This is a genomic window from Rathayibacter sp. AY1A3 (assembly GCF_002930975.1).
Classification (GTDB): Bacteria; Actinomycetota; Actinomycetes; order Actinomycetales; family Microbacteriaceae; genus Rathayibacter.
In genome coordinates, this window is sequence record NZ_PSTO01000015.1 from 47,944 (window position 1) to 65,674 (window position 17,731).

A 17,731-nucleotide genomic window follows, 5' to 3' on the forward strand; every position below is an offset into this window, starting at 1 on the left:
TCGTGGGGCCGTGGTCACTCGGCCAGCAGTTCGCGGACGTCGTCGGCCGACAGCGCCCGGGCGAAGAGCTCGCCCTCGTCGAGCACCGCCGTGCTGAGGCGGCCCTTGCGCTCCTGGAGGCGCACGATCTTCTCCTCGATCGTGTCCGTCGCCACCAGCCGGTACACGTTCACCCGCCGCTCCTGGCCGATGCGGTGCGCGCGGTCGACGGCCTGCGCCTCGGCCGCCGGGTTCCACCACGGGTCGAGGATGAAGACGTGGTCGGCCTCGGTGAGGGTGAGCCCGGTGCCGCCCGCCTTCAGGCTGATCAGGAAGACGGGCGCGGCTCCCGAGCGGAACTCCTCGATCACTCCCGCGCGGTCCCGCGTGGAGCCGTCGAGCTGCACGAACGGGATGCCGCGCCGACGCAGCCGCTCCCCCGCCCGCTCCAGGTACGAGGTGAAGGTGCTGAAGACGAGGGCCCGACGGCCTTCCGCGATCACGTCGTCGAGCTGCTCGACGAGCACGTCGAGCTTCGCGGACGGGACGTGCCGGTAGGCCGGGTCGACCAGGGACGCGTCGAGCGCGAGCAGGCGCAGGAGGGTGAGCGATCGGAACACCGTGAAGCGCTGCCGGTCGAGGTCGTCGACCAGACCCAGGAGCTTCCGCCGCTCGCGCTGGAGGTAGCCGTCGTAGAGCACCCGGTGGGCGGGGGTCAGCGCGACCTCGATCGTCTGCTCCTGCTTCTCGGGGAGCTCCGGCGCCACCGCCTCCTTGGTGCGGCGGAGCAGGAACGGACGCAGTCGTCGGCGCAGTCTCTCGAGGCGGCGGCGCGCGCCCTCGGTGTGGCCGACGGTCCGTCCCTCGGACAGATCGGGCGAGGCGATGCCGACGGGCGCCTCCGCGTGCAGGATCGGCCGGGTGTACTCCTCGCGGAAGCGGCGCAGCGGCGGCAGGAGCCCGGGCGCCACCAGGGCGAGGACCGCCCAGAGCTCGTCGAGCGAGTTCTCCAGCGGTGTGCCGGTGAGCGCGAGCGTGACGGGCGCGCCGACCCCGCGGGCGGCCCGGTGCGTCTGTGAGGCGGGGTTCTTGACGAACTGGGCCTCGTCGAGGATCAGCGCCGACCACGTCCTCGACGCCCAGCGCTCGCCGCCGAGGCGCAGGACCGCGTAGCTGGTGAGGACCACGTCCGCGTCGGCCGGGATCGCGTCGAGCACGCCCTCCCGCGAGCTCGCGACGACGTGGACGCGCAGGGCGGGCGCGAAGCGCTCGGCCTCCGAGCGCCAGCCCGGCACGACCGAGGTGGGGGCGACCACGAGGAACGGCGCGCGGCGGATCCCGGCGCGGCCCGCCTCCTCGACCGCGTCGAGCATCATGGCCAGCGCCTGCAGGGTCTTGCCGAGGCCCATGTCGTCGGCCAGGATCCCGCCGAGCCCGTGACGGAGGCGGTGCACGAGCCAGGCGTAGCCCGCCCGCTGGTACGGACGCAGCCGGGCGGTCAGGCCCTCCGGCGGCTCCACGTCCTCCGGCGACCCGGCGGCCAGCGCGGAGTCGAGCACGGCGCGCCACGCGTCGGAGGGGACGCTCTCGTCGGCGAGCTCCTCCAGCTCGTTCCACAGCCCGGCCTGGTGCCGGCCGAGCCGCGGTCCCGTCTCCCACTCCTCGAGCTCGTCCGCCCGGGTCAGCAGCTCCCGGAGCCGGTCGAGGCCGGGGTGCGCGAGCGAGAGGTAGGAGTGGTCGACCAGGCGGATGCGGTCGCCGCCCGCGGCCAGAGCGCGGAAGAGGGGCAGGAACGGCACGGTCGCGTCGCCGATGGTCACGACGACGCCGAGGTCGAACCAGTCGGCGCTCTCGGTGTCGACCGCGGTGATGGTGAGCGTGAGCGGTCCGGTCAGCAGGCGGTAGTCCGGTGCCGCGCCCTCGCGCTCGATCCGGACCCCGCCGATCCCCTCCAGCTGCGGGAGCTGCTCCACCACGAACACCGCCGCCTCGGCCCCGCGCAGGACCGCGCTCGTCCCCGGCTCCGGCACGAGAGCGGACCCGGCCTCGCCGAGCACCGAGCGCACCCGGCGGAGCACCGCGCGCTCGAGAGCCGCGTCGGCCGTGCCGTCGAGCTCGCCCGCGCGATCGGGCGAGCGGCGCCAGTGCCAGCCCACCCTGACGGCGCGCCGCGGCTCGAACGAGACCGTGCAGACCAGGCGCGGGGGCTCCGGATCGTCCAGGACGAGGTCGACGCCCTCCTCGCGCACCGCGACGCGGCCGCGGAGGGCGGGGAGGTGCTCGCCGACGAACTCGGGCACGTCCTCCGCCGGGACCTCCGTCTCCTCGGGGTGGTCGAGGAGCCGCAGCTCCTCGTCGTCGAAGGGCAGGGACGCGGGCGCGAGCAGGAGCGAGGACGGATCGCCGCCCTCGACCGCGTAGACGCCGTGCCGGGCGACCGGACGCGCCGACTCGGGCGCGTGCTCCGCGCCGTCGATCCGCAGGACGGGCCGCAGCCGGAGCGCTCCCTCCTCCGCCGAGACCGTCACCGCCACATGCGCAGGACCGGCGAGACGGACCGCGCCCTTCTCCGGGGCGAGCAGCGGGATCCCGGCGGCCTGCGCCTGCTCGAGCAGCCGCCAGAGCAGCGGGCTCTCGTAGTCGTCGAGGTGGATCCAGTCGGGGTCCTGCCCCAGGTGGACGGTGCGCGTGGCGCGGTGCAGGGCCGCGAACTCGGCGAACCAGCGCTGGTGAGCGGGGTCGAGCGAGAGCCGGTGGGTCTGGAAGTTCAGCGACTTCCAGGTCAGGGTGGTGCGGTTCCAGGCGCCCCCGCGCCCGCGGACGACGGGGCGGGTGGCCAGACGGTGGTCGCGGCGCTCGTCGGGGTCGTAGGTCTTCGCCGTGACGCGCTCGCTCGCCGGCGCCCGCCACGGATCGTCGGCCCGGCGCACCAGCCGGCGCAGCTCGAACTGCAGCCCGATCGGAGTGAGGACGGTCGGCGACTCGGCCTCGGGGGGTCCGCTGAGCTCGCCGACGCGGGCGCGCCAGGAGGAGGGGGTCGACTCGGGAGGCACCGCCCCATGCTGCCACGCGCCGCCGACACCCCCGCCCGCACCGCGTGACGGGCAGAATCGGAGGATGACCAGCAGCGACTCCCCCGCGCCCACCGTCCTCACCCTCGGCAGCGAGAGCCTGCGCCTCGCTTTGACGACCGCCGGGGCCGAGATGACGTCCCTCCGCGACGACGAGGGCCGCGAGTACCTGTGGCAGGCCGGCCCGGAGTGGCGCCGGCACGCTCCCGTCCTGTTCCCGATCATCGGGCGCCTCCCCGGCGACACGCTGCACCACGACGGCGCGGACCACCGGATGGGGCAGCACGGCTTCGCGCGGGACCGGGTCTTCGAGCTCGCGGGCGTCTCGGCGGACGAGGCGGTGTTCCGGCTCCGGAGCGACGACGCCACGCGCGCGGTGTTCCCCTTCGACTGGACGCTCCTCATCGCCTACGCCGTGACCGGCGCCTCGCTCCGGATCACCCAGACCGTCGAGAACAGGGGTCCCTCTCCGCTGGGCTTCTCGCTCGGCAACCACCCGGCCTTCGCGCTGCCGCTGCCCGAGGGCCGCGGCGAGTACCGCATCCGCTTCGCGCAGCCCGAGCCGGAGGGGTACCGCCGCGCTCCGGAGAACCTGCTGCTCGAGGCGCGCCACCCGGCGCCGCTCGAGGACGGGGTCCTGACAGTGGACGACGCGCACTTCGAGGAGGGCGTGATGATCTTCGACGAGCCGCGCCGGCGGACCCTCCGGCTCGAGGCCGACGGCGCCGCCCGCGCGATCGTCGTCGACACCGGGGACTTCGACGTGGTCGGCGTGTGGAAGCCCGTCGGGGCCCCGTTCGTCTGCCTCGAGCCCTGGCGGAGCGTCCCGACCCCCGAGGGCTGGGACGGCGACATCGTCGACAAGCCGCGCCAGATCGTCCTCGAGCCGGGCGGCCGGCGGTCGCTGTCCTACAGCATCGCGCTGAGCTGAACGTCCTCGCGCTGGATCTGCGCGTCGAGCAGCTCGAAGCGGCGGATGATCAGCCCCTCGCGGGTGGCCCAGGGGCAGATCACCAGCGTCTCGATGCCGAGGGCGTCCATGGCCGCCTCCGCGACGAGAGCGCCCGCGAGCAGCTGCGGAGCCCGCAGAGCGGAGACGCCGGGCAGCGCTGAGCGGTCGGCCGCGCTGATCGCGGCGAGGCGGGCGGACCACAGCCGGAGGTCGACCAGGTGCAGCTCCCGGCGCACCAGCGGACCGGCGGCGCTCGGAGCGGCGCCGGTGATCCGCGCCAGAGACCGGAAGGTCTTCGACGTGCCTGCGACCAGGTCCGGGCGCCCCAGGGCGAGGAAGCCGCGGACGGGCTCCGCGAGCACCTCGCGTGCGTGACGCCGGGCGGCCTTCACGCTCGTGGCCGAGGCGGGATCGCCGACCAGCAGGTCCCGCGTCACCCGCCCCGCTCCGAGCGGGACCGACACGGCGAGCTCGGGCACCTCGTCCACGCCCATCGAGAGCTCGAACGAGCCGCCGCCGATGTCGAGGTCCAGGATCGAGCCCGCGCCCCAGCCGAACCAGCGGCGCACGGCGAGGAAGGTGGCCGACGCCTCCGCCTCGCCGCCGAGCTCCTGGAGGTGCACGCCCGTCTCGGCGCGGACCCGGTCGAGGACCGCCGCGCCGTTGCCGGCCTCGCGGATCGCCGAGGTCGCGAACGCCAGCAGGTCCTCCGCGCGGTGCTCGCGGGCGACCTCGGCGGCCTCGGTCACGAACGCGATCAGCTCGCGCTGGCCCCGCTCGGTGATCTCCCCCGCCTCGTCGAGGTGCGCCACGAGAGCGAGGCTCCGCTTGTGCGAGCGGTAGGGCACCGGGCGGGCGCCGGGGTGCGCGTCGACGAGGAGCAGGTGGACCGTGTTGGAGCCGATGTCGAGCACGCCGAGTCGCATGGGTCCACGGTATCCGCCCGCGGAGGCGCGTCCCGCCACGCGGGCCGCCGGGGAACGCCGGAGGGCCCGGCCGCTCGCGCGACCGGGCCCTCCGGAGGGTGCTGGACTCAGTGGTCCCAGTTCTCGGCCCTGTCGGCCGAGCTGGACGAGCCGACGATGTGCACCCGCATGTCGTTCGTCGTGCCGGCGCGCCCGGGGGGCGATCCGGAGACGACGACCACGGTCTCGCCCGCCTGGGCGAGGCCCTCGCGGAGCAGCACCGCGTCCACCTGCGCGAACATCGCGTCGGTGTGGTTGACGCGCGGCGTGACGAAGGACTGGACGCCCCAGTTCAGCGCCATGCGGCGGCGGACGGCCGGCTCGGGGGTGAAGCCGATGATCGGGATGCCGTGACGCAGGCGCGTCATGCGGCGGACCGAGTCGCCCGACTCCGTGAACACGCAGAGGAACTTCGCCTCGACGAACTCCGCGACCTCGGCGGCGGCCAGCGTGACGGATCCGCCCTGGGTGCGGGGCTTGCTCCCCAGCGGGGGGATGCGCTCCAGGCCGTGCTCCTCGGTGGACTCGACGATGCGGGCCATGGTCTGCACGGTGACGACGGGCCAGGCTCCGACGCTGGTCTCGCCCGAGAGCATGACCGCGTCCGCGCCGTCGAGGATGGCGTTCGCGACGTCCGAGGCCTCGGCCCGCGTGGGGCGCGGGCTCTCGATCATCGACTCGAGCATCTGGGTCGCGACGATGACCGGCTTCGCCCAGCGGCGGGCGAGCTCGACGGCGTGCTTCTGCACGATCGGCACCGCCTCGAGGGGCAGCTCAACGCCGAGGTCGCCGCGGGCGACCATGATGCCGTCGAAGACGTCGATGATCTCCTGCAGGTTGTCGACCGCCTGCGGCTTCTCGATCTTGGCGATGACGGGAGCCTTGCGGCCCTCCTCCGCCATGATCTCGTGCACGCGCTCGATGTCGCTGGCGTTGCGCACGAAGGAGAGGGCGATGATGTCGGCGCCGAGGCGGATCGCCCAGCGGAGGTCGTCCTCGTCCTTCTGGGAGAGAGCGGGGACGTTGACCGCGACACCGGGCAGGTTGATGCCCTTGTTGTTCGAGACGTTGCCGGGGACGACGACCTCGGTGACGACCCGGGGGCCCTCGACGGCGGTGACGCGGACAGCGACCTTGCCGTCGTCGATGAGGAGCATGTCGCCCGGGTTCACGTCGTCCGGGAGGCCCTTGAACGTGGTGCCCGAGAGCTCGCGCGTGCCGAGGACGTCCTCGGTGGTGATGGTGAAGACGTCGCCCTCGGCGAGGGCGTACGGGCCGCCCTCGAACTTGCCGAGGCGGATCTTCGGACCCTGCAGGTCGACGAGGATCGCGACCGCGCGCCCGGCGTCGTCCGCGGCCTTCCGCACGATGCGGTAGATGCCTTCGTGGACGTCGTAGCTTCCGTGACTGAGGTTCATGCGGGCCACGTCCACGCCGGCGTCGATGATCGCACGAATGGTCTCGTACGACGACGTTGCCGGGCCGAGGGTGGCGACGATTTTCGCTCGTCTCATTGAGGGGGTGCTCCGTTGTTCTGCGCCCGGAGGCGCGTCGTTAGCGGGGAGGGTGAGCTGATTGCTGGCGGGCCGAGACTATCGCGTCCCGGGGACTAGAGCGTGAAGCCCCGGTCGTCGGGGCCGACCGGCGCCGGCAGCTGGGTCGTGCCCTCGAGGTAGCGGTCGACCTCGGCCGCGACGGAGCGGCCCTCGGCGATCGCCCAGACGATCAGGGACTGGCCGCGCCCGGCGTCGCCGGCCACGAAGACGCCGGGGACGGTCGTCTCGAAGGCGTCGCCGCGCGCGACGTTGCCGCGCTCGGTGAAGGGGACGTCGAGCTGGCGGCCGAGGTGGTCCGCCTCCGGGCCGGTGAAGCCGAGGGCGAGCAGGACCAGGTCGGCCGGGATCTCGCGCTCGGTGCCCGCCTTGGGGACGCGGCGCCCGTCGAGGTACTCGGTCTCGGCCACGCGCACCGCGCGGACCTCGCCGCCCTCGTTCGCGAGGAACTCCACGGTCGACGCGAGGAACATCCGCTCCCCGCCCTCCTCGTGGGCGCTCGAGACCTCGAACACGGTCGGGTCCATCGGCCAGGGCTGGCTGTCCGGGCGCTGCGACGGCGGCTGCTGCCCGATCGCCAGGTTCGTGACCGACGCGGCCTTCTGGCGGTGGGCGGTGCCGATGCAGTCCGCTCCGGTGTCGCCTCCGCCCAGGACGACGACGTGCTTGCCCTCCGCCGAGATCTGCTCGAAGACGCGGTCGCCCGCGATCGCGCGGTTCGACTGCACGAGGTACTCCATGGCGAAGTGCACGCCGTCGAGGTCGCGACCCGGGATCGGCAGGTCGCGCGGCACGAGAGCACCGGTGGCGACCACGACCGCGTCGTAGCGCGCCCGCAGGTCGTCCCAGGTGATGTCGGAGCCGATGTCGACGCCCGCGCGGAACCGGGTGCCCTCGGCCTTCATCTGGTTCAGGCGCAGTTCGAGGTGCTTCTTCTCCATCTTGAAGTCCGGGATCCCGTAGCGCAGGAGGCCGCCGATGCGGTCGTCGCGCTCGTAGACCGCGACGGTGTGCCCGGCGCGGGTGAGCTGCTGAGCGGCGGCGAGCCCCGCCGGGCCGGAGCCGACGACCGCGACGGTCTTGCCGGTCAGGCGCTCCGGCGGGTGCGGCTGCACCCAGTCGTTGCCGAAGGCCTGATCGATGATCGAGACCTCGATCTGCTTGATCGTGACGGCGGGCTGATTGATGCCGAGCACGCAGGACGACTCGCACGGCGCCGGGCAGAGCCGGCCCGTGAACTCCGGGAAGTTGTTCGTCGCGTGCAGGCGCTCGATCGCCTGGCGGCCCTCGCCGCGCCACATCAGGTCGTTCCACTCGGGGATCAGGTTCCCCAGCGGGCAGCCCTTGTGGCAGAACGGGATGCCGCAGTCCATGCAGCGGCCCGCCTGCCGGCGCAGCACGGCGGAGTCGCCCTGCTCGTAGACCTCTTTCCAGTCCATCAGGCGGACGGACACGGGACGCCGCTTGGGCAGCTCCCGGTCCTGCACCTTCAGGAACCCCTTGGGATCAGCCACCGGTCACCTCCAGAATCCGTCCCCAGACGACGTCGCCGTCGGGGTCGAGCCCCTCCTCCACAGCGGATGCGCGCGTCGCGAGCACCGCGGCGAAGTCGCGGGGCAGTACCTTGACGAAACGCGAGACCGTTCCGTCGAAATCGTCGAGCATCCCCTGTGCCAGGGTCGACTCGGTCTCCGCGACGTGCCGCTCGAGCAGGTCGCGCAGGATCTCCACGTCGGCGCTGCCGAGCTCGGAGAGGGTGAGCTCGCCGGAGGCGATCGCGTCGCGGTTCACGAGCTCGCGGCGCAGGCCGTGGATGTAGGCCGTGCCGCCCGACATGCCGGCGCCGAGGTTCCGCCCGGTCTCGCCGAGGATCACCGCCAGGCCGCCGGTCATGTACTCGAGCGCGTGGTCGCCCACTCCCTCGACCACCGCGGTGGCGCCGGAGTTGCGGACCAGGAAGCGCTCGCCGACCATCCCGCGGATGAACATCGTGCCCTGGGTCGCCCCGTAGCCGATCACATTGCCCGCGATCACGTTCGTCGAGGCGTCGAAGGTGCTGCGGCGGTCCGGCCGCACCACGATCTGGCCGCCCGAGAGGCCCTTGCCGACGTAGTCGTTGGAGTCGCCCTCGAGCCGCAGCGTGATGCCGGCGGGGAGGAACGCTCCGAGCGACTGCCCGGCCGAGCCGCGGAGCGATACGACGATGGAGTCGGCCGGCAGGCCGTTCTCACCGAAGCGGACGGTGACCTCGTGGCCGAGCATGGTGCCGACGGCGCGCTCGGTGTTCTTGATCTCGCGCTCGATCCGCACGGTGCCGCGGTGGTCGAGCACGTTCGCCGCGAGGCGGATCAGCTCGTTGTCGAAGTGGTGCTCGAGCTCGTGCTCCTGCGCGCGGCCGTGGCGGCGCGGCTCCTCCGCCGTGAAGACCGGTCCGACGAGGATCGGCGTCAGGTCGAGCCCGCTCGCCTTCCAGTGCTCGATCGCCTGGTCGACGTCAAGCAGCTCGCGGTGTCCGACGATCTCGTCGACGCTCCGGAAGCCGAGCTGCGCGAGGTACTCGCGCACCTCCTGGGCGATGAACTCGAAGAAGTTGACGACGAATTCCGGCTTTCCGGAGAACCGCTGGCGCAGCTCCGGGTTCTGCGTCGCGACGCCCACCGGGCAGGTGTCGAGGTGGCAGACGCGCATCATGATGCAGCCCTCGACGATCAGCGGAGCCGTCGCGAAGCCGAACTCCTCGGCTCCGAGCAGCGCGCCGATGACGACGTCGCGACCGGTCTTCATCTGGCCGTCGACCTGCACGACCACGCGGTCGCGCATGCCGTTGAGCATCAGCGTCTGCTGGGTCTCGGCCAGGCCGAGCTCCCAGGGCGTGCCCGCGTGCTTGAGCGAGTTCACCGGGCTCGCGCCGGTGCCGCCGTCGTGACCCGAGACGAGGATCACGTCGGCGAGGGCCTTCGCGGTGCCGGCGGCGACCGCTCCGATGCCCGACTGGCTGACCAGCTTCGCGTGGATGCGCGCCGACGGGTTCGCCCGCTTGAGGTCGAAGATCAGCTGCTTGAGGTCCTCGATCGAGTAGATGTCGTGGTGCGGCGGCGGCGAGATCAGGCCGACGCCGGCGGTCGCGTGCCGGGTGCGCGCGATCCACGGGTACACCTTCGTCGGCGGCAGCTGACCGCCCTCGCCGGGCTTGGCGCCCTGAGCGAGCTTGATCTGGATGTCGTCGGCGTGGGTGAGGTACATGCTCGTGACGCCGAAGCGGCCCGAGGCGACCTGCTTGATCGCGGAGCGGCGCTCCGGGTCGAGCAGCCGCTCGGTGTCCTCGCCGCCCTCGCCCGTGTTCGACTTGGCGCCGAGGCGGTTCATCGCGATGGCGAGCGTCTCGTGCGCCTCCGGCGAGATGGAGCCGTAGCTCATCGCGCCCGTCGAGAAGCGCTTCACGATCGCCTCGACCGGCTCGACCTCGTCGATCGGGATCGGCGTGCGCCCCGCCGTGTCGAGCTTGAACATGCCGCGGAGGGTCATCAGCGAGCTCGCCTGGTCGTCGACCATCTTCGTGTACTCGCGGAAGACGTCGTAGCGGCGGTTGCGCGTCGAATGCTGCAGGCGGAACACCGTGTCCGGGTTGAACAGGTGCGGGGCGCCGTCGCGGCGCCACTGGTACTCGCCGCCGACCGCCAGGCGCTCATGCGCGACGATCGCGCCGTCCTCGGGATAGGCGGCGCGGTGACGCGCGGCGTTCTCCTCGGCGACGACGTCGATGCCGATGCCGCCGAGCTTCGAGACGGTGCCGGTGAAGTACTGGTCGACGAACGCCTGGCTGAGGCCGACGGCCTCGAAGGTCTGCGCCCCGGCGTAGCTCGACACGGTGGAGATGCCCATCTTGGACATGATCTTCAGCACGCCCTTGCCGAGCGCCTTGATCACGTTCTTCACGGCCTTCTCCGGCGAGACGTCCGACAGCATGCCGCTGCGGACGAGGTCCTCGCAGGTCTCCATCGCCAGGTACGGGTTGACCGCGGAGGCGCCGTAGCCGATGAGCGTCGCCACGTGGTGCACCTCGCGGACGTCGCCCGCCTCGACCACGAGCCCCACTCGCATCCGGTTCTCGGTGCGGATGAGGTGGTGGTGCACGGCGGCGAGCATCAGCAGCGAGGGGATCGGCGCGAGGTCCTTGGTGGAGTCGCGGTCCGAGAGCACCAGGAACTGCGCTCCCGCGGCGATGGCCTCGTCGGCCTCGTCGCACATCTCGTCGATGCGGTCCTGCATCGCGCGGGGTCCCGCGTCGACGCGGTACAGGCCGCGGATCGTCGTGGTGATGTGGCTCAGCGGGCGCGGCGCGATGTGCTGGATCTTCGCGAGCTCGTCGTTGTCGATGACCGGGAAGTCGAGGACGACCTGGCGCGCGTGCTCGGCACCGGCGGTCAGCAGGTTGCGCTCGGGGCCGAGGCCCAGGCGGAGCGAGGTCACGACCTCCTCGCGGATCGAGTCCAGCGGCGGGTTCGTCACCTGCGCGAAGGCCTGCGTGAAGTAGTCGAAGAGCAGGCGGGGGCGCTTGGACAGGACGGCCACGGGGGTGTCCGAGCCCATCGCTCCGAGCGGCTCCGCACCGGCACGCGCCATCGGCAGCAGGAGGAGGCGGACCTCCTCCTCGGTGTAGCCGAAGGTGCGCTGGCGGCGGTTGACCGAGGCGGGCGTGTGCACGATGTGCTCGCGCTCGGGGAGGTCCTTGAGGTTGATGCGGCCCTTCTCGAGCCACTCCTCGAACGGACCGGAGGCGGCGAGCTGCCCCTTGATCTCCTCGTCCTCGACGATGCGGCCCTGCTCGGTGTCGACCAAGAACATGCGGCCGGGCTGCAGGCGTCCCTTGCGGACCACCTTCGCGGGGTCGATGTCGAGCACGCCGATCTCGCTGGCGAGCACCACGAGCCCGTCGTCGGTGACGACGTAGCGGCCGGGGCGGAGCCCGTTGCGGTCGAGGGTGGCGCCGACGAGCTCGCCGTCGGTGAAGACGATCGCGGCCGGGCCGTCCCACGGCTCCATGAGCATCGAGTGGTACTCGTAGAACGCGCGGCGCTTCGGGTCGAGCGCGCCGTCCTGGTTCTCCCAGGCCTCCGGCACCATCATCATGACCGCGTGCGGGAGCGACCGGCCGGCCAGGTTGAGCAGCTCGACGGTCTCGTCGAACGAGGCGGAGTCGCTGCGGCCGGGCGAGACGATCGGGAACAGCGGGGCCAGGTCGCCCAGCTCGCGGCTCTTCAGCTGCGACTGGCGTGCGCGCATCCAGTTGCGGTTGCCCTGCACCGTGTTGATCTCGCCGTTGTGCGCGATCATCCGGAACGGCTGAGCGAGCGGCCACGACGGGAAGGTGTTGGTGGAGTAACGGGAGTGCACCAGCGCGAGCTTCGACGCGAAGCGCTCGTCGGACAGGTCCGGGTAGAACGGCTCCAGCTGGAGCGTCGTCACCATGCCCTTGTAGACGAGCGTGCGGCTCGAGAGCGACATGAAGTACACCTCGAGCTCGCGCTCGACGCGCTTGCGCAGGCGGAAGGTCAGGCGGTCGAGGCGCACGGAGGAGAGGGGCGTGCCGCTCTCGTCGGTCAGCTCGCTCCGGATGAACAGCTGCTCGATCGCCGGCATGGCGGCCCGGGCGAGCGTGCCGATCTCGTCGGGCTGCACGGGCACGGAGCGCCAGCCGACCACGGCGAGGTTCTCCTCGCGGGCGATGTCGGCGATCGTCGACTTGACCCGCTCGCGCTCGAACACGTCCACCGGGAGGAAGGCGTTGCCCACCGCGTACTGGCCCAGCGGCGGGAGCTCGAAGGGAGCGACCGCGCGGAGGAACTCGTCCGGGATCTGCGTGATGATCCCGGCGCCGTCGCCCGTTCCCGCGTCGGAGCCGACGGCGCCGCGGTGCTCGAGGTTGCGCAGCGCGTTCAGCGCGGCGTCGATGATGTCGTGGCCGGCGGTGCCGCGCATGGTGGCGACCATCGCGAGACCGCACGCGTCCTTCTCGGCGGCCGGGTCGTACATCCCCTGCGCCGGCGGCATGCCCAGGAAGGGCACGGCGCGGGCCGGGGTCGAGGGCTGGGCGGAGGCCATGGGAACCGTCCTCACGGGGGTGATGGCTGATCGGGACGTCACTGGCCCGCGGTGGTGGAGGAGGAGCGGCTCCCCGATCGGGAGGGCCGCAGGGTTCTGCCGTGGCGCGAGCGTCGCGCGCCGTCGGCGGTGCCTGCACGACGACCCGCCCGCGGCAGCGCTCGTGGCTGCGCCGCGATGGGGCGGTCGTGGAGGTGTCGGGCACCCGGGAGGCGGTCGCGGAGGCTCCGCGACCTCCGTCAGGTGCGGGAGACCGTCGGCTTCTCGGCGTCGGTGCCGGAAGCAGGGGTGGTGGTGTCGTCGGAGTCGGACTCGACGTCCTCGAATTCTACCGCAGCCGGGGCGGGCGTCCACTCGCGACCCGGCCGGTAGGCCGAGGGCTCGGCGCCCGGGTGCTCGCGCTTCTGGATCACCACGAGGACCAGGCCGATGACCACGGCGATGAGCGCGGCCCAGACGTTGGTGCGGATGCCCCAGAAGAACTCGCTCGGGTCGATCCGGATGGACTCGAACCAGACGCGGCCGATCCCGTACCAGATCAGGTAGGCGGCGAAGACGGTGCCCCACTGCAGCTTGAGACGGCGCTCGAGCAGGAGGATGACCGCGATGCCGACGACGTTCCAGAGGATCTCGTAGAGGAAGGTCGGGTGGAAGAGCGTGCCCGCCGGGAGGCCGACGGGGAAGGCCGGGTTGGTGGTCTCGATCTCGAGGCCCCAGGGCAGGGTCGTGGGCAGGCCGAAGAGCTCGTGGTTGAACCAGTTGCCCAGACGCCCGAGCGCCTGCGCGGCGAGCATGCCGGGGGCGAGGGCGTCGGCGAAGGTCCAGAACCGCACTCCTGTCCAGCGGCAGCCGATGAACGCGCCGACCGCGCCTCCGATCAGCCCGCCGAAGATGGCGTTGCCGCCGTTCCAGATGCGGACGACCTCCCACGGGTCGGCGCCGTCGTAGAAGTAGTCGCCGGGGTGGGTGAGCACGTGGTAGGCGCGGGCGCCGACGATGCCGAGCGGCACCGCCCAGATGATGATGTCGAGCACGACCCACGGCTCCGCGCCGCGGCGCTTGAGCCGCTGGTTCGTCATGATCGTCGCCACGATGATCCCCGCGAGGATGCAGAGCGCGTAGGTGTGGATCGCGAGCGTGAAGGTGCCGATCGTGAGGTCGTACTGACTCCACGCGTCGGGGGGGCTCGGAATGCTCAGCGGTACGGACACCGGTACTCGACCTTTCGAAGGAGGGGGTCCCCCGGGCACGGCTCGGCCGCGCCCCGGTGGGCATCCCGATTGTAGCGGGAGGGTGTCAGCGCGCGGAGCGCAGGCGGGTGCCCTCGGCGAGGCCGCGGGAGGTCTCGGCGACCGCGTCGACCCCGCCGGACGCCAGCGCCCGCACCAGGGCGGATCCGACGATGGCGCCGTCCGCGTAGGCGAGGATCTCGGCGACCTGCTCGCCGGTCGAGATGCCCAGGCCGACGCACGCGCTCTCGGAGCCGGCGGCGCGGAGGCGGTCGACCAGGGTGCGGGCCGCGGAGTCGACGTCGGTGCGCGCGCCGGTGATGCCCATCGTCGAGACCGCGTAGACGAATCCGCGGCTCGAGTCGACGGCCTGGCGCAGGCGCGTGTCCGTCGAGGACGGCGCCGCGAGGAACACGCGGTCGAGTCCGAGCCGCTCGGAGACGGCGAGCCACTCGGCGCCCTCGTCCGGGATCAGGTCGGGCGTGATGAGGCCGGACCCGCCGGCCTCGGCCAGATCGGTGGCGAAGCGCTCGACCCCGTACTGCAGGACGGGGTTGTAGTAGGTCATCACCAGGACCGGCACGTCGACGCGCGCCCGGATCTCGCGGACGGCCTCGAAGCCGTGGCGGAGGCGGAAGCCGCCCGCGATGGCGGCCTGGGTCGCCTCCTGGATGACGGGTCCGTCCATCACCGGATCGGAGTAGGGCAGACCGAGCTCGATCGCGTCGACGCCGTTCTCGGCCATGGCCACGGCGGCGTCGATGCTGGTCGGCAGGTCGGGGAAGCCGACGGGGAGGTAGCCGATCAGGGCGCCCGCCGCCTCCTCGTTCCGGCGCCGGACGGTCTCGGCGACGCTCGGTCCGCGGCCGCTCACGACTGCACCGCGCCCTGGTCCATGAGGCCGAAGTAGTGCGCAGCGGTCGTCATGTCCTTGTCGCCGCGGCCCGAGAGGTTGACCAGGATGGTGGCCTCGGGGCCGAGCTCGCGCCCGAGCTCCAGCGTGCCCGCCAGCGCGTGCGCGGACTCGATCGCCGGGATGATCCCCTCGGTGCGGCTGAGCAGCATGAGCGCGTCCATCGCGGCCGAGTCGGTGACCGCGCGGTAGTCGGCGCGGCCGATGCTCGAGAGCCACGCGTGCTCCGGGCCGATGCCCGGGTAGTCGAGGCCGGCCGAGATCGAGTGCGACTCGACGGTCTGGCCGTCCTCGTCCTGGAGGAGGAAGCTCCGGGCGCCGTGCAGGACGCCGGGGCGGCCCTTGCTGATGGTCGCCGCGTGGCGGGGGGTCTCGATCCCGTCGCCGCCGGCCTCGAAGCCGACGAGGCGGACCTCGGGGTCGTCGAGGAAGGCGTGGAAGATCCCCATCGCGTTGGAGCCGCCGCCGACGCAGGCGGTGACCGCGGTGGGCAGCGAGCCGGTCAGCTCGAGGACCTGCTCGCGCGCCTCCTCGCCGATGATCTTCTGGAAGTCGCGGACGAGGGCCGGGAACGGGTGCGGGCCCGCGACGGTGCCGAAGATGTAGTTCGTGGTGCCCACGTTCGTCACCCAGTCGCGCATCGCGTCGTTGATCGCGTCCTTGAGGGTGCGCGAGCCGGTCGTCACGGGGATCACCTCGGCGCCGAGCAGGCGCATGCGGGCGACGTTGAGGGCCTGGCGCTCGGTGTCGACCTCGCCCATGTAGACCACGCAGTCGAGGCCGAACAGGGCGGCGGCCGTGGCGGTCGCGACTCCGTGCTGGCCCGCTCCCGTCTCGGCGATGACGCGAGTCTTGCCGATCCGCTTGGTGAGCAGCGCCTGGCCCAGCACGTTGTTGATCTTGTGCGAGCCGGTGTGGTTGAGGTCCTCGCGCTTGAGGATGATCCGCGCACCGCCGGCGTGCTCGGCGAACCGCGGCACCTCGGTGATGATCGACGGACGGCCGGTGTAGCTGCGGTGCAGCTCCATCAGCTCGGCCGCGAACGCGGGGTCGACCTTCGTGCGCTCGTACTCGGCGCTCAGCTCGTCGAGGGCCTCGACGAGGGACTCGGGGACGTAGCGTCCGCCGAACTCGCCGAAGTAGGGGCCGAGTTCATCCCGGAGTGCCATGGGGGTACCGCCTATCGGAGTGGTCAGTGCGCAAGGAAGCCGGCGAGGGTGGAGACGGGGTCGCCGCCGGTGACGAGAGCCTCGCCCACGAGGACGACGTCGGCTCCGGAGCCGCGGTAGTGCGCGACGTCGTCGGCGGTGAGGACGGCCGACTCGGCCACCTTCACCGCATCGTCGGGGAAGCGCTCGGAGAGGCGGCCGAAGAGGTCGCGGTCGAGCTGGAAGGTGGAGAGGTCGCGGGCGTTCACGCCGATGAGCCGCGCGCCGAGGTCGGCGGCCCGCTCGAGCTCGTCGGCCGAGTGCGTCTCGACGAGCGGGGTCATCCCCAGCTCGAGCACGAGGGCGTGCAGCTCGGCGAGCAGGGGCTGCTCGAGCGCGGCGACGATGAGGAGGACCAGGTCGGCTCCGGCCGCGCGGGCCTCGAGGACCTGGTACGGCTCGGCGACGAAGTCCTTGCGCAGGACGGGGATCGACACGCGCTCGCGGACCGCCTCGAGGTCCGCGAGGGACCCCTTGAAGCGGCGCTCCTCGGTGAGGACGCTGATCGCGCTCGCTCCCCCGAGCTCGTACTGCCCGGCCAGCTCGGCGGGGACGGGGATGTCGGCGAGGGCTCCGCGCGACGGGCTGGCGCGCTTCACCTCGGCGATGATCCTGACGCGCTCGGCGGGGGCCAGAGCGGCCAGGGCGTCGAGGGCGGGCGCCTGGGCGAGCGCGCGGCGCTCGACGGCTTCGAGCGGGGCGCTCTCGCGGCGCCGGGCCGCGTCGGCCAGGGCGCCGGCGGTGAGGTCGGCGAGCACCTAGGCGCGCGCCTTCGGGTTCGCCTTCGCGCCGTTGACGCCGTAGCCCGCCTTGGCCATGCCCATGCCCACGAGCAGACCCACCACGACCAGGCCGGCCGAGAGCCAGACCACCAGGGGCACGTCGAACCAGAACGCGATCGTGCCGATCGTGAATCCGACCAGCATGATGACGACGGCCGTCCACGCTGCGGGCGAGTGGCCGTGGTTGTCGTCGTCGTGCTCGGTGCTCATGGGTCTCCTCCTGGGGGTGCATCGGGACCAGAGCAGTCTAGCGTGAGGCGCCTGAGCGCCCGGCCCCGGACTCGCCTGCGCAGTCGCCTGCAGGAGGCGGGGATGCCGGACCGCCGGACACGTCCCCGGCCGGTGTCAGCGGCCCGAGGTGGGGTCGTCGCCGCGCGAGAGCTCGTCCCACGAGACGACCGGATCGATGTCGCCGTCGTCCGTCTGCACGGTCGACGCGCCGTGGCCGTAGCCGTCGGCGGGCTCGAAGCGGGACGCGCGCTTCCGCGCCGCTCCCGGCCAGCGGCGCGAGGTCGCGAGGACGCCGATCCCGAGCAGCGCGGTGAGCACGCCGCAGACCAGGGCGACGACGGGCCAGGCCGTCGCGGAGGACGAGGCCACGAGCGCGGCGACGGACTGCTCCCCCGCGATGGCGGTCGCCTCCGTGACCAGCGAGGCGCCGGCGCGCACGGGGTCGCCCAGTGCCGTCGCGGCCGCGAGCACCACCGAGGCGCCGAGGACGGCCTGGAGCACACCGAGCACGATCCGGAAGACGGGGCCGGCGATGGCGAGGGCCGCGGCGAGGGCGAGGCCCGCGAGCGCCAGGGCGGAGAGCGCGGGCGCGGCGACGGTCCCGGCCACGTCGATCCGCTGGCCCTCCCCCTCGATCGCCGCCAGGGTCAGCGTGGACCAGGTCTGGGTGGAGGAGGTCAGCTCGAGCGCGGCGAGGAGCACGACCCCGAGGATCGCCGTGTACTTCAGCCGCCGTCCGCTCATGC

The 17,731-nt window shown here is 72.6% G+C and carries 12 protein-coding genes; 1 reads left to right on the forward strand and 11 read right to left on the reverse strand.

Annotated elements, in window-relative coordinates:
- Window positions 1-14: 14 nt before the first annotated feature.
- Window positions 15-3,032: a DEAD/DEAH box helicase gene (locus C5C10_RS09050; RefSeq protein ID WP_104329065.1), complete on the reverse strand. Its 3,018-nt coding sequence runs from the start codon at window positions 3,030-3,032 to the stop codon at window positions 15-17.
- 64 nt (window positions 3,033-3,096) lie between these two features.
- On the opposite strand from C5C10_RS09050, the gene C5C10_RS09055 reads away from it, so the two are divergent.
- Complete coding sequence (locus C5C10_RS09055) at window positions 3,097-3,981, forward strand: aldose 1-epimerase family protein (RefSeq protein WP_104329058.1); 885 nt, start codon at window positions 3,097-3,099, stop codon at window positions 3,979-3,981.
- Here the strand turns inward: C5C10_RS09055 and C5C10_RS09060 are convergent.
- The 10 genes from C5C10_RS09060 to C5C10_RS09105 all read right to left on the reverse strand — a co-directional run bounded on the left by C5C10_RS09060 (window position 3,960) and on the right by C5C10_RS09105 (window position 17,729).
- A complete protein-coding gene (locus C5C10_RS09060) occupies window positions 3,960-4,928 on the reverse strand; it encodes an exopolyphosphatase (RefSeq protein WP_104232654.1) in 969 nt (322 codons plus the stop codon). The two genes, C5C10_RS09055 and C5C10_RS09060, sit on opposite strands and share 22 nt — an antisense overlap.
- 107 nt (window positions 4,929-5,035) lie before the next feature.
- Window positions 5,036-6,481, reverse strand: a complete 1,446-nt coding sequence (pyk, locus tag C5C10_RS09065; RefSeq protein ID WP_104221869.1) for a pyruvate kinase — start codon at window positions 6,479-6,481, stop codon at window positions 5,036-5,038.
- A gap of 95 nt (window positions 6,482-6,576) precedes the next feature.
- Window positions 6,577-8,034 carry a glutamate synthase subunit beta gene (locus C5C10_RS09070; protein WP_104232655.1) on the reverse strand — a complete coding sequence of 486 codons (1,458 nt, stop codon included), beginning with the start codon at window positions 8,032-8,034 and terminating at the stop codon, window positions 6,577-6,579.
- Window positions 8,027-12,622: a glutamate synthase large subunit gene (gltB, locus tag C5C10_RS09075; protein WP_104232656.1), complete on the reverse strand. Its 4,596-nt coding sequence runs from the start codon at window positions 12,620-12,622 to the stop codon at window positions 8,027-8,029. The genes C5C10_RS09070 and gltB overlap by 8 nt, the downstream gene beginning before the upstream one ends.
- A 239-nt stretch (window positions 12,623-12,861) precedes the next feature.
- Window positions 12,862-13,833 (reverse strand): prolipoprotein diacylglyceryl transferase, encoded by a 972-nt coding sequence (lgt, locus tag C5C10_RS09080; protein ID WP_258059820.1) that lies wholly within the window; start codon window positions 13,831-13,833, stop codon window positions 12,862-12,864.
- Between the two features lie 85 nt (window positions 13,834-13,918).
- Window positions 13,919-14,725, reverse strand: coding sequence for a tryptophan synthase subunit alpha (trpA, locus tag C5C10_RS09085; protein ID WP_104232657.1), 807 nt, complete (start codon window positions 14,723-14,725; stop codon window positions 13,919-13,921).
- A complete protein-coding gene (gene trpB, locus C5C10_RS09090; RefSeq protein ID WP_104225310.1) occupies window positions 14,722-15,933 on the reverse strand; it encodes a tryptophan synthase subunit beta in 1,212 nt (403 codons plus the stop codon). The genes trpA and trpB overlap by 4 nt, the downstream gene beginning before the upstream one ends.
- Before the next feature lie 23 nt (window positions 15,934-15,956).
- Complete coding sequence (gene trpC / locus C5C10_RS09095; protein WP_104221862.1) at window positions 15,957-16,730, reverse strand: indole-3-glycerol phosphate synthase TrpC; 774 nt, start codon at window positions 16,728-16,730, stop codon at window positions 15,957-15,959.
- A complete protein-coding gene (locus C5C10_RS09100) occupies window positions 16,731-16,964 on the reverse strand; it encodes a DUF6704 family protein (protein ID WP_104221860.1) in 234 nt (77 codons plus the stop codon). It lies immediately after the preceding gene.
- 135 nt (window positions 16,965-17,099) lie between these two features.
- The gene (locus C5C10_RS09105; protein WP_104221858.1) at window positions 17,100-17,729 is read right to left on the reverse strand and encodes a Trp biosynthesis-associated membrane protein; all 630 of its coding nucleotides are present in this window, start codon (window positions 17,727-17,729) and stop codon (window positions 17,100-17,102) included.
- Window positions 17,730-17,731: the final 2 nt, after the last annotated feature.